Source organism: Sulfolobales archaeon (genome assembly GCA_038897115.1).
Classification (GTDB): Archaea; Thermoproteota; Thermoprotei_A; order Sulfolobales; family AG1; genus AG1.
Genome location: JAWAXC010000002.1, coordinates 16,847 through 28,763, shown reverse-complemented (window position 1 = coordinate 28,763; position 11,917 = coordinate 16,847). Strand labels below are relative to the sequence as shown.

The following is an 11,917-nucleotide window of genomic DNA, read 5'->3' as shown; positions in this document are numbered from 1 at the left end:
ACTATGGATCAACACCTATAGCTATCTATTAGAAGCCCTTTTAACAGCCTCAGCAATCTTCTTCTTAGCATCTTCAGCGCCCTTCCAACCTCTAATCTTAACCCACTTACCCGGCTCGAGCTCCTTATAATGTTCAAAGAAATGCTCGATCTTCTTCCTAATTATCTCAGGGAGATCACTGAGATCCTTTATATTGGAATATCTGGGCTCAACCTTATCCTTGGGAACAGCAACCACCTTGGAATCGACGCCCTCTTCATCCTCCATCTCCAAAAGGGCTATTGGACGGGCTTCAACAACAGATCCTGGTATGAATGAGTGATCGCTGATAACAAGAACATCAACAGGATCTCCATCCTCCTCCATAGTGCCTGGTATAAAGCCGTAATTGAATGGATATACCATAGATGTATATAGAACCCTATCAACCTTTATAACATCTGCCTCCTCATCATACTCATACTTAACCGAGGAATACGCCGGGATCTCTATTATAACATTTACTAGATCCGGTGCTTTATCTCCAGGGCCGATTCTCTTCATAACCAGCCCTAACCACTATTATACTTCCCAGAATTAAATTCATAACTAAAAGCCCCTTTCCACGATGTATGAGGAAGGTGATTATGCTTCCTAGATCATTGATTTTTATTGATATATAATAATCTCAGAGATATAGAGATTTAGGTGTAGCCGGTGGGGAGGAGGAAGAAGAGAAGGACATTAAGAACTATTCACTGGACTAAGAGAAAGCCTCCAAAGACCTTTCAGTGCCCTGAATGCGGATCTATATCTATATCGGTTAAAATCGAGGAGAAGGATAATAAGAGGATCGCCTATATAGCATGCTCTAATCCAAAATGCAGGCTAAGATCTATTGTTAGAGATGTCCCAATGCTTGCACAGCCTGTAGATGTATATGGTAGATTTATAGATGAGTATTTCTCGGGAACCGCTGAGGTATGGTTTGAGGAGGGGGAAGGGGTAGAGAGCGAAGGTGAGGAAGCTGGGTAGCAAGGTGGAATAGCCCGGATATACAATAGGTGTCAAGGCTATGTGGAGGGGTAAGGTGGAGGAATATCTAAGATCGAAGGCTAGGAGGGGTGAGAAGGCGGTATTCATATTAGTAGATCCAGATCCTGCTAAGCATGTAAAAAATAGCATTGAGGAGATACCTAGGATCATCAAGGGGTGGGGTGTAGATGCTATACTTGTTGGGGGGAGCCTAGGGGTATCTGAGATCGAGGTTAGCAGAGCTGTGTCTATACTTAGAGAGGCTGGGCTTCCAATAATACTCTTCCCAGGCAATGTGAATGGGATATCCCCGGCTGCTGACGCCATCTTATTCATGTCCCTCTTAAACAGCGCAGATCCATATTATATAATAGGGGCTCAGGTGATAGGTGCTCCGATAGTCAAGAGATATGGATTAGAGGTATTGCCAACAGCATATATACTCATGGGAAGCAATACAGCTGTTGGGCATATAGGGTGGGCAAGACCGATCCCTGAGGAGGTGCCAGATATAGCATCTGCATATGCTATGGCAGCAGAGCTTCTGGGGATGAGATATATATATTTAGAAGGGGGCTCAGGAGCTCCTAAACCAGTGAGCCCGGAGGTGGTGAGGGCTGTTAGGAGATCCACAGGTTTATATATAATAGTCGGCGGGGGTATTAGAGAGCCAGAGACAGCGGTAGAGATCCTTAAGGCGGGTGCTGATGCAATAGTATTGGGAACAATTCTAGAGAGGGATCCGGAGAAGGCTAGGAAGATAGTGGAAATAGTGAAAGCCCTGACACCTTGAATATAGTTAGCTATACTTTTGAATAGCTGAATCTATATAGCTAGCTAGATCTTATGTGGGATCTAAGGATCTCTTGGTCAGCCACCCATGTAGCGCCTGGGGTGCAAGAGATATTATAGCATTTAGAGATATCCAGAGTATGGAGATCTAATTCACAAGTACATATCCCCCCATCACTGCTTGTAAGCCTTATAAATACCTTCTTATCCTGTTCTCTAACCTCTACAGAAACGCTAGTAGGTTTTTTAGGCAGCATTGGTATATATATTACATAATTTTTATTATTCATAGATAGATTTACATATGTATCCCATTTCTTACCCCCCACCCTTATAACCCTTTCTATCGATGCTACCGCCAATGCTACCCCTATAATATTTTCGCAGCTATAGATAAAACCTTCATTAGAGGCCGACCCATTTTGCCAGGGGCTGAACTTTTGATTAGGATGAAATACTGATTATATGATAAGGTTAAAGAGGGCTAAAAAAGGAGCCGTTGCTCTATAGAGCTGACATCGGCGATAGAGAATAGTATAATCGGAAAATTAGAAGCATTGTAAGAGGGGAAAAGCTAGCTTATTAATTTATGTAGATAAATTGTTTTTGGGTCTATATGAGGTTAAGAGCTGTAGCTCTTCTATTAATAGCTATGCTCGGAGGATCTATGATTGTTATAGCTGCATTCATAGGTAAAACCAATCCTGAGATCGTAAATAGCTATTCGATGGGGAGCAGAAGCTCCTATCCACAAAGTATTTCTGAAGGTTCACAGAGCTATTGGAGGGTCAACGCTTCATCTTCTATCCAGAATTTTGGAAACATATCGGGCTATATAAACTCATTGCTAAAATATATAGGCAGAAATATCAGTTTAGATTTAAAGAATCTCAATATATCGATCTCTAGAGCATCTGTTAATGGATCTCTCGTTATAATAAGGAATAGTGTTGCATATGTTAGAGATAACACGACAACATATATGATCGTGATCCCGTGGAGATTATTTGATGGTGAGAAAATCCTATACCTCGATGAAGCACTTCTGCTAAAATATGTAAATATAGGGGATAATCTGGTTATCGATGCATTGAATATAACGTTATCTTTATCAGGTGATATGGGGATTATGAATATCTATATAGCTATAGGGATTCAGGATATAAGCTCTGATAAGTCGTTAAGGATAGCACTACCTATAAGTATTGATTAACCAGAGACTTCCCTAGACCTTATATATCTCAGTTTTAAAGATCTATTGACTTGTCATTTACCATATATGCTTATAAGCATCTAAGCTTATTTACGAGGGTGAGATGATGCAGGGGAAGTTCGAGGAGGTTGACTATAAAAAGGTTCTGGAGCTCCTAAAGCATGGCGGGCTAATAATAGATGTTAGGGAGCCGAAGAGCTATGCGAAGGAGCATATAAAGGGCGCTATAAATATACCTGCTAGTGAGATTGAGAAGAGGTTATCCGAGATACCTGCTGATAAACCTGTTATAGTGTATTGTACAAACTATTCATGCACAGCATCTCTCGTAGCTGCTAGAAAACTCGCAGAGCTTGGGAGAACTAATGTCTATAGATTTGTTGGTGGGCTGCTAGAGTGGAAGACAGCTGGTCTCCCCACAGAATCATCTGCCTAGCCCTTTCCAAGTGATTTTATGAACTCCTCATATGCTTTTTTAACCTCCTCAACTGCTGCCTCATCCTCTAAAGTAGTTATATCCCCTAACGGTGCTCCTATGGCTACGGCTTTAACAAGTCTTCTCATAATCTTACCGCTTCTCGTCTTGGGGAGCTTGGTGACGAAGAATATGTTGTTTGGAACCGCTATAGGGCCGTAGTTATTTCTAACCCACTCCCTCAACTCCTCCGCAAGCTCCTTACTAGGCTGGTAGCCCTCCTTCAGAACTACATATGCTATTGGCACCTCACCCTTAACAGGATCTGGAACACCCACAACGGCTGCCTCTGCAACCGCTTTGTGGGATACCAATACTGATTCTAGCTCGTATGTACCTATCCTATGCCCAGCTACCTTGAGCACCTCATCAGCTCTCCCGATAACCCATATATATCCATCGTTATCCCTCACAGCATAGTCTCCTGTGAAGAAGTATCCCTTGCCAGGTATTCTCTCGAAGTATATTCTCCTATATCCATCTGGATCGCCCCACATACCTGTTGGAGGTGCCGGCATGCCTGGGAATGGTCTTTTAATAACTAGAAAGCCCTTCCTACCAGGTTCCACGGGGTTTCCATTCTCATCTACAACATCTGCATCAACACCTGGTAGGGGTGGTCCGTTGGTTCCAGGCTTTATAGGGACTAGGGATAGGCCTGGCGCTATGCTAATCAATATCCCCCCTGTCTCTGTCATCCACCAGGTAGATCCTACTGGGCATCTCTTCTCACACACAACCTCGTAGAGCCATCTCCATGCAGATGGGTTTATAGGTTCTCCAACGCTGTGGATAAGCCTTAGAGTGGATCTATCGTGTCTCCTCACATATTCATCACCATATCTCATGAGCATCCTAACAGCTGTTGGTGTTGTATAGAGTATTGATACGCCGTATCTCTCCACTATAGACCACCACCTATCTGGAGCTGGATAGTCGGGGGCTCCCTCGTAGAACACAGTTGTGAGCCCCTCTATCAATGGGCCAAATACTATGTAGCTATGACCTGTAACCCAGCCTATATCTGCTGTGCAGAAATATATATCATCATCCCTCACATCGAAGACCCACCTCATAGTTGCATGGAGAAGCACGGAGTAGCCACCGTGATCGTGTATAATCCCCTTGGGCTTCCCCGTGGTGCCAGAGGTATATAGAACATATAGCGGGTGATCGCTTTCAAGCCTTGCAGGCTCTATATAAACATTAGCTGGAACCCCTCTCAATAGCTCGTCAAGCCAGAAATCCCTACCATCGACCATGTTAATGTCGAGGCCGAGTCTCCTCACAACAATAACATTCCTAATGCTGGGCACAGATTCTATAGCCTTATCAGCTATATCCTTCAGCCTTATAACCCTACCCCTTCTATAGAAGCCATCGGCTGTTACAAGCAGAGTTGCACCAAGATCTCTAGCCCTTATCGCTAGATTCTCCGCTGTGAAGCCTGCGAAGACAACCGTGAATATAACTCCGAGCCTGGCTGCTGCTAGCATGAATATCGGGAGCTCAGGGATCATTGGGAGATATATAGCTATCCTATCCCCCTTCCTAAGCCCAAAGTTCTTTGAAAGTATATATGCTACCCTATTCACCTCCCTCCAGAGATCATAGTATGTGAGCTTCCTAACCTCCTTGGGATTCCCGCTAGCATCAACAGGCTCGCCCTCCCATATATATGCAACCTTATTCTTCCTCCACCCAGCCACATGCCTATCAAGAGCTAGATAGGATATGTTTATCCTCCCACCTGGGAACCATCTATAGACATAGGGGTAGTCGCCCTTCTCAACAACTTTCTCAAAAGGTGTGAACCAATCTAGCTCCTTAGCAATAGATGCCCAGAAACCCTCATAATCCTGTAGAGATTTCCTATGCATCTCCCAATAACTCTCTATCTTCGTATGCCTGCTAAGCCAATTAGGCATCTCTATCTTTTCCTCAAATGGAAGAGCCTCCCCAAGGATCCTTACCTCTCCACCCACGCTCTCACCAAACCCATTCAAATATGTATACCACATAATATTTATATTTAACTCTAAAAAAGTTCATGAATACATGTTTAAGCATGAAAAGTACTTAGAAGATCCTATGGTAATGGGTTTTATGTCATCATGATCCCGTTATTATCTTTGATATCTAACCTCTCATATATATCCTCGAAATAGAATAATATATACTTCTCAATATATATAGTATTATAAGTATAGAAATTACTATAAATATTGTATGCCCCTGAATGCCCCCTATATCCACTTGGTACTCCGAGACTATCTTGTTAATAATATAGGCTTCTAGAAATATGCCGAGCATTACTAAGAGCAACGACATATTTATCCCAATTATTTTTTCTACATATACTCTAGCAGGCGGATCCTCCTCTAATTTGCTCTTATAAGATCTCCATGTGAAATACGGTATTGAGAAGATGAAAGCGGTGCTGATTAGCACAGATAATATTAGACCATATTGGAGCAGAAGCTCTGGGAGATATCTCAGAAGACTTATAGCTATATCTATGGCAACCGCTGTGAACACCATGAATATAAATCCATATAGGAAAACCATTAACCCACGTGCCCTTATAGCTAAAACATATTTCACTCTAGATAGATATTGCCTGGCGATCTCTTCTATCTTATGGGGGATTAGATAATATATCCCTTTAACAACTATATCTTCAAACCTCACAGCTGTTGAAGATATGATCGCTGATATCAGAACAACGTATATTGATAGCAGGACATATGTTGAGCCTATAAGGTTAGCCTCATAGGCCTGGGAGGATATTATGATCCCTAGCTCGCTGATGGATGTCATGTACAGCGCAGCCCTAATAGATTCACGAGCCTCAAGCCCCAATACCCAGAGGGCTGTTGAAAATGCGATAAACTTTATAATAACAACTACCATTACTAGAGCTATGAGAGCTGGTATTAAGAGCTCTCCGCCCCCCAGTTGTGAGATCACCCCGCCTAATGAGGAGAAGTATAGAAGAAGACCTAGCTCTCTGAGGCCTTCCAGCTGGGTTATGGCTCTTCCGAGATCCACTGCTCTCGCAAGCGCAAAGCCTGCTATGAATGTGCCCAGCAACTGGCTAACCCCGATCATTCCAAAGGCTACGTAGTATGCTAGCGCAGCTGAGATCGCTATGATGGGTAGCATCTCGAGATCGCTGAGCCTTTTGCCTAGCATTCTAAAGGCATATATTCCTATGGCAAAAGCTATGACCGCTAGAAGCCCAACCTTTCCTATCGATATTATGGTGTCTATAGGGCTGGATATGTTTCTAGCAGCCATGAGTATGGCTATACCGGATATTGCAACTGTATCCTCTATTACCGATGATGCTAGGAGGAGGGATCTTACATCCTCGCTAGCCCTTCCATGGATAACCTTGTATAATATGCCCGTCGATGTATTAATAGCTATTAGGAAGAGGAGTATATGACCTATAACCCCTAGCCTGAGGAACGCTGAGATCAAGCCGGTCAATATATATATTAGGGACATAGATATTATCTCTATAATAAAGGCCTGTCTAAAGGATCCCAAGGCTTTTTTCCCACCAATCTCAGCACCGATCTCGAAACCAAGTAGGATCAGTCCTAGCTGAGCTATTAATGGGGAAACCTCTACGGGGGCCCCGATCAGGGATCCCAGGATCCCTCCAAGGATATATCCGACTATAGTGCTAAAACCAGCTCTCCTAAGGATCATAGCCATGGCTCCAGAGAGGGATATTATGATCAGTAGAGATGTTAGCGGATCCGCTATCACAGCCATAGGCCCATTTAGTAAGAGCCTATAGCAATATTTAACGGCTTTAGAAGTTGGAGAGATGCTTGAAATATAAGGGGTTATTTTTATATTGCTTATGGTATTTATGGTGGTGGCTCTAGATGGCTAGGATAACCTGGTATGGACATGCAGCTTTCCTAGTTGAAATGTCTGGGAAGAAGATCTTGATAGATCCTTGGATCTCGAATCCTCTATCACCTATAAGCGTTGATAAGGTTCCAGACCCTGACTATATAATAGTGACACATGACCATGGAGATCATGTGGGGGACGCTGTTAAGCTCTTGAGGAGGAGTGTGAATACAAAGCTCGTTGCTATCTTCGAGCTTGCAGAGCACATAGCCTCTGAAGCAGGTGCTAGGGAAAGGGCTATTGGCGCAAACATCGGCGGCCCAATATCCCTTGAGGGGATCACAGTATATCTCACACCAGCTATGCATAGCTCTTCAAAAGGATCTCCAACCGGGGTTGTTATCAAGAGTAGCGAGGATAGCATCTACCACGCAGGAGATACAGGCGTGTTCAGCGATATGGCCCTTATAAGGGAGCTCTACAGCCCCAGAATAGCTATGCTACCAATTGGAGGGCACTTCACCATGGGGGTTAGAGAGGCTGTGAAGGCTGTAGAGCTCCTAGGAGTCGAGATCGTTATACCTATGCACTACAATACATTCCCACTAATTAAAGCAGATCCAAACGAATTCGCAGAGCTAATACGTAAGAAAGGTCTCAAAACAGAGGTAAGGATCATGAGGCCTGGAGAGACAATAACTATATAACATAGAGAGTGAACCATATGCAAGAGATCTCGATAGATGAGTTCTCAAAAATAGATCTTAGGGTGGGTGTAGTTAAAAATGCCTCAAGGATAGAGGGTACAGGCCTTCTAAGACTCATAGTAGATCTAGGCCCGATGGGCGAGAGACAGATCATAGCAGGGATTGGAAAGTGGTATGAGCCAGATAAGCTAGTGGGGAAAAGGGTTGTTGTAGTAGCAAATCTAAAGCCAAAGGCTATAAGAGGATATATAAGTGAGGGTATGATCCTAGCAGCGGGTTGTGGAAAAGACGAAAGACCATTTATATTAACAATAGATGGAGAGCCAAACCCTGGCTCCAAGATCTGCTAAATAGTGCTTGGAAAGAGATGATCCATTTCCACCAAGGATCATGGAATAATATTCAACTAATATTAAGAGATAAGATCATCTATGAACCACTAACAAACATTAACACCTGTTTTTAAATCCTTATGTGAATATAGATAGGTTAACCCATTGAGATCAGTAGATCAAAAACATATAAATTTGTAAATATATATAGTGATTCGGGGATATTCTAGGTGAACCAGTACGAGATACTCTTAATATTGATAGGCCTAGTTGTTCTGATAGCAGGAGTGGTAATGGCATTTACACGGGTTAAGGGGTGGTTAGCAGCTATCTCTGTAGGAGGGCTATGGCTGCTAGCAATGGCTCTATATACTATATATAAATATAGTGGCTTCTACTCATCAACAGGAGGCCTTGCCCAGGGCACTATCGCTCCTGCTATAACTACCGCACTTGGATTCCTAATATTCCTGGCTGGCGTGGGGATCTTGCTATATGTTTTTAGAAGAACAAGGAGGTGATCGTGGTGAGTAGGCCTGGAGCATCTCTATGGTCTATAAGTATAGTTATAGCTATTCTATTCATAGCCCTGTTCATATTCATAGCATATGATATAGTTAGCAAGGGGATCTCTCCTGATGCAGCTAGTAAATGGCTTATAACCCAGCCCTTTATAGTCCTTGGAAGGGACTTCTGGTTCGCTGTGGGAGGAGTATTATGGATCATCGGAACCATAGTATTTTTCTTAGAAATCAGTGGTAGGACTATCTCAGGCTTTAGAATAGTTAGACAGGAGCTCAGATGGGATGCTGTCGATGTATCTATAACGGCGCTCTGTGCAGCACTCTATGGAGGGGCTCTAGCAGCTACAGGGGGAATACCGATTATACCTGGATTCACATGGGTTAGACCTGGAAATGCCTTGGCACCTCTCTTCGGCATACTCTTTGGCGTCCCAGGGGCTCTGGGTGTTGCAATTGGGAACTTCATAGCAGATGCCCTTACAGGATATCTAAGCATAGGAAGCATAGGTGGTTTTATAGGCAATTTCATAATAGCATGGGTTCCCTATAAATTCATGAGGGATCATTCCTTCAGAACTCCTAGAAGCCTTATAGAATATTACATATGGGGAGGCGTTATAAGCTCTATATGGGTATCCCTCTATATATCTTGGTGGTTAGATCTGTTAGAACCTGTGATAGGGCTTCCAAGACCCTTGATATGGGGGTGGTTCGCTCCATGGGTTATATTTAACAACTGCATCGTAACACTAACAATAACTCCTATACTTGGCTACATACTCTACCAGCCGATCAAGATGAGGGGGCTTTACTGGAGAGATAGGGTGGTTATAAAGAGATAATAATTTAAGGGATCTTACATGGCTTTGATTGGGGTTAGGGGTAGAATACTCACGCTAGATCTAGAGAGACCTTTTATAAAAAATGGGATCGTTGTTTTTGATGATAAGAAAGGTGTGATTATAGATGTTACTAGCTATGAAAAGGGGTTGGAATATGGGTTAGAATATGTTTTTGGATCTAGTAGAAGCCTTGTTATACCCGGGCTAGTCAATACACACAACCATATACCAATGTATATTTTTAAGGGGATATCGATAAAGCATACTGGCATAGCATGGCTCAAGGAAATCTGGAGCCTCGAATCATGTTTAAAACCCTATCACGTACGTGCAGGAGCTATGATGGGGATAGCAGAGATGCTTCTAAATGGGATAACACTGTTCGGCGATATGTATTTCTATGAAGACGAAGTGGTAGAAGCCTGCAGAGAAGCTGGGATAAGAGCTTCTCTCTCCCTTGGAGTTATAGAGCTATTTGAGGGGCCTCCTAGACATACCATTGAGGAGTCTATATCATTTGCATCCAGGCTTAGCAAGAGTGAAGGAATTGTGAAAGGTATGATAGGGATTCACGCGCTATACTCTGTATCTAGCGATTCTATTAGAAAAGCTTCGGAGGCCTCTAAGGAGAGGGGTGTCGGGATACATATGCACTTTGCAGAATCTAAGGATGAAGTGGATATCGTTAGGAAAATCTATGGAACAACACCTGCTAAAGCACTAGAGATCCTAGGTGTTTTAGATACACACCCCCTTCTAGCTCATGCTGTATATGTTAGCAACTCAGATCTCGAGATCCTATCTAAATATAAACCCTATATATCATATTGCCCCTTCACTATTATGAGCTGGGGATCTGGGATTGCCAGGGTGGCTGAGATGATTGAAAGGGGGGTCGGGATCACCATGGGAACTGATGGCCCAGCAACAGCTGGATGGATGAACATACTTTTCGAAATAAAGGTTGCGATAGCTGCACAGGGATCTCTGTATTCAATCCCCTATAGACTCTCTTCCCAAGATCTGTTGAGGCAGGCTATTGTTAACGGAGCTAGAGCACTTGGTTGGGATGATATTGGTATCATTAGAAAGGGCTTTAAGGCAGATCTAGTGGTTCTAGAACCCATTATCCCCATCAGCATCGAAGATCATGTGGAAGCGTCTCACAACTTAGTATATGATTTCGGGCTTTTCTCTGTTAGAGACGTTTTTGTAAATGGAAGACATGTGGTTTCGAATGGAAAGCTCCTCACTATAGATCTGGAGAGGGCATATATTGAGATGGAAAAGGCTAGGAGAGATATTATAGATAGGTGTGGAAGGCGATGAGCGAGTTAGGGCTATATGTAGATAGGAAAAGCCTGATCCACTCTCTAGATCCTAGGGTTAAGATCTTGTGGTTCGCTATGGTGCTAATATCCTCGATAATATGCCAATTCGATGGCTCTGTATCTTCCTTGATCTTTATCTCATTGCTTATAGGAATGATCCTCGCTAGACTTCCTTTGATAAGGTTTTTATTAACTTTCCTCTATAGCTCTATATTCTTCCTAGTTGCCATTCTGGTATGGGCAAGCTATTACCAGAATACTGGGGAGTACCTCTTTACATTCCCCCTCGCTGGTATAAGGATAACAGATGTGGGGCTCCTCGTTGGGACTGGGAAGTTCTTCTTAATAGTGAATCCAGTAATCGCCATGACAATCTTTCTCTCAACAGTTAAGCCATACGATCTTATCCAGGTATCTACAAAGCTGGGGCTACCATATAAAGCTGGCTTTATGTTCCTCCTATCACTTAGAATGCTTACACTAGCTGTTACGGAGATCAGAAATATAATGGATGTGCAGAAAGCTAGAGGGATAGAGGTGGATTCTAAGAACCCGGTTAAAAGGGTTTCCAACATGATCCCTGTCTTCATACCCCTGATCATAAGGATAATGAGCCTTGCATGGGAGCTAAGCATAACTCTAATGGTAAGGGGCTTTGGATATTCGAGGGTTAGAAGCTATGCCTTTCCCCTCCAATGGGGTAGAAAAGATACATTAGCATCTATATTGATTATAGCAATATATACCTCTATAGCCGTTTATAGGTTAATGGGCTTCTCACTATATAGCCTTATCCCAAAACCCCTATAGGGAG

At 43.0% G+C, this 11,917-nt stretch carries 14 protein-coding genes; 10 read left to right on the top strand and 4 right to left on the bottom strand.

Annotated elements, in window-relative coordinates:
• Window positions 1–21: 21 nt before the first annotated feature.
• Window positions 22–543: an inorganic diphosphatase gene (gene ppa / locus QXE01_00615; protein MEM4969735.1), complete on the bottom strand. Its 522-nt coding sequence runs from the start codon at window positions 541–543 to the stop codon at window positions 22–24.
• Between the two features lie 153 nt (window positions 544–696).
• Here ppa and QXE01_00610 point away from each other — a divergent pair, with 153 nt between their 5' ends.
• Together QXE01_00610 and QXE01_00605 are read left to right on the top strand one after the other, a co-directional pair.
• On the top strand, window positions 697–1,014 hold the full coding sequence (locus QXE01_00610) for a transcription elongation factor (GenBank protein MEM4969734.1): 318 nt from the start codon (window positions 697–699) through the stop codon (window positions 1,012–1,014).
• Window positions 1,015–1,054: 40 nt separating this feature from the next.
• A complete protein-coding gene (locus QXE01_00605; GenBank protein MEM4969733.1) occupies window positions 1,055–1,807 on the top strand; it encodes a geranylgeranylglyceryl/heptaprenylglyceryl phosphate synthase in 753 nt (250 codons plus the stop codon).
• A gap of 40 nt (window positions 1,808–1,847) precedes the next feature.
• Here QXE01_00605 and QXE01_00600 read toward each other — a convergent pair whose 3' ends face one another.
• A complete protein-coding gene (locus QXE01_00600) occupies window positions 1,848–2,168 on the bottom strand; it encodes a hypothetical protein (GenBank protein MEM4969732.1) in 321 nt (106 codons plus the stop codon).
• Window positions 2,169–2,422: 254 nt separating this feature from the next.
• Here QXE01_00600 and QXE01_00595 point away from each other — a divergent pair, with 254 nt between their 5' ends.
• On the top strand, window positions 2,423–3,019 hold the full coding sequence (locus tag QXE01_00595; protein ID MEM4969731.1) for a hypothetical protein: 597 nt from the start codon (window positions 2,423–2,425) through the stop codon (window positions 3,017–3,019).
• Window positions 3,020–3,122: 103 nt separating this feature from the next.
• Window positions 3,123–3,455: a rhodanese-like domain-containing protein gene (locus tag QXE01_00590; GenBank protein ID MEM4969730.1), complete on the top strand. Its 333-nt coding sequence runs from the start codon at window positions 3,123–3,125 to the stop codon at window positions 3,453–3,455.
• Here the strand turns inward: QXE01_00590 and acs are convergent.
• The gene (acs, locus tag QXE01_00585; GenBank protein ID MEM4969729.1) at window positions 3,452–5,422 is read right to left on the bottom strand and encodes an acetate--CoA ligase; all 1,971 of its coding nucleotides are present in this window, start codon (window positions 5,420–5,422) and stop codon (window positions 3,452–3,454) included. The two genes, QXE01_00590 and acs, sit on opposite strands and share 4 nt — an antisense overlap.
• A gap of 211 nt (window positions 5,423–5,633) precedes the next feature.
• A complete protein-coding gene (locus QXE01_00580; protein MEM4969728.1) occupies window positions 5,634–7,280 on the bottom strand; it encodes a cation:proton antiporter in 1,647 nt (548 codons plus the stop codon).
• 116 nt (window positions 7,281–7,396) lie between these two features.
• Here QXE01_00580 and QXE01_00575 point away from each other — a divergent pair, with 116 nt between their 5' ends.
• The 6 genes from QXE01_00575 (at window position 7,397) to QXE01_00550 (ending at window position 11,913) form a co-directional block, all read left to right on the top strand.
• Complete coding sequence (locus QXE01_00575) at window positions 7,397–8,074, top strand: metal-dependent hydrolase (GenBank protein MEM4969727.1); 678 nt, start codon at window positions 7,397–7,399, stop codon at window positions 8,072–8,074.
• Between the two features lie 17 nt (window positions 8,075–8,091).
• Window positions 8,092–8,424, top strand: coding sequence for a methionine--tRNA ligase (locus QXE01_00570; GenBank protein ID MEM4969726.1), 333 nt, complete (start codon window positions 8,092–8,094; stop codon window positions 8,422–8,424).
• 212 nt (window positions 8,425–8,636) lie between these two features.
• Window positions 8,637–8,927, top strand: a complete 291-nt coding sequence (locus QXE01_00565) for a hypothetical protein (GenBank protein MEM4969725.1) — start codon at window positions 8,637–8,639, stop codon at window positions 8,925–8,927.
• 5 nt (window positions 8,928–8,932) lie between these two features.
• Entirely contained in the window at window positions 8,933–9,772 is an 840-nt protein-coding gene (locus QXE01_00560; GenBank protein MEM4969724.1) for a QueT transporter family protein, read from the top strand.
• An 18-nt stretch (window positions 9,773–9,790) separates the two neighbouring features.
• On the top strand, window positions 9,791–11,101 hold the full coding sequence (locus tag QXE01_00555; GenBank protein MEM4969723.1) for an amidohydrolase family protein: 1,311 nt from the start codon (window positions 9,791–9,793) through the stop codon (window positions 11,099–11,101).
• Window positions 11,098–11,913 carry an energy-coupling factor transporter transmembrane component T gene (locus QXE01_00550; protein MEM4969722.1) on the top strand — a complete coding sequence of 272 codons (816 nt, stop codon included), beginning with the start codon at window positions 11,098–11,100 and terminating at the stop codon, window positions 11,911–11,913. The genes QXE01_00555 and QXE01_00550 overlap by 4 nt, the downstream gene beginning before the upstream one ends.
• The last annotated feature ends 4 nt before the right edge of the window (window positions 11,914–11,917 follow it).

Coding starts and splice junctions, on each gene's coding strand:
- ppa (MEM4969735.1), bottom strand. CDS start 543: ATGAAGAGAATCGGCCCTGGAGATAAAGCACCGGATCTAGTAAATGTT.
- QXE01_00605 (MEM4969733.1), top strand. CDS start 1,055: ATGTGGAGGGGTAAGGTGGAGGAATATCTAAGATCGAAGGCTAGGAGG.
- QXE01_00595 (MEM4969731.1), top strand. CDS start 2,423: ATGAGGTTAAGAGCTGTAGCTCTTCTATTAATAGCTATGCTCGGAGGA.
- QXE01_00590 (MEM4969730.1), top strand. CDS start 3,123: ATGATGCAGGGGAAGTTCGAGGAGGTTGACTATAAAAAGGTTCTGGAG.
- acs (MEM4969729.1), bottom strand. CDS start 5,422: ATGCCTAATTGGCTTAGCAGGCATACGAAGATAGAGAGTTATTGGGAG.
- QXE01_00580 (MEM4969728.1), bottom strand. CDS start 7,280: ATGGCTGTGATAGCGGATCCGCTAACATCTCTACTGATCATAATATCC.
- QXE01_00575 (MEM4969727.1), top strand. CDS start 7,397: ATGGCTAGGATAACCTGGTATGGACATGCAGCTTTCCTAGTTGAAATG.
- QXE01_00570 (MEM4969726.1), top strand. CDS start 8,092: ATGCAAGAGATCTCGATAGATGAGTTCTCAAAAATAGATCTTAGGGTG.
- QXE01_00555 (MEM4969723.1), top strand. CDS start 9,791: ATGGCTTTGATTGGGGTTAGGGGTAGAATACTCACGCTAGATCTAGAG.
- QXE01_00550 (MEM4969722.1), top strand. CDS start 11,098: ATGAGCGAGTTAGGGCTATATGTAGATAGGAAAAGCCTGATCCACTCT.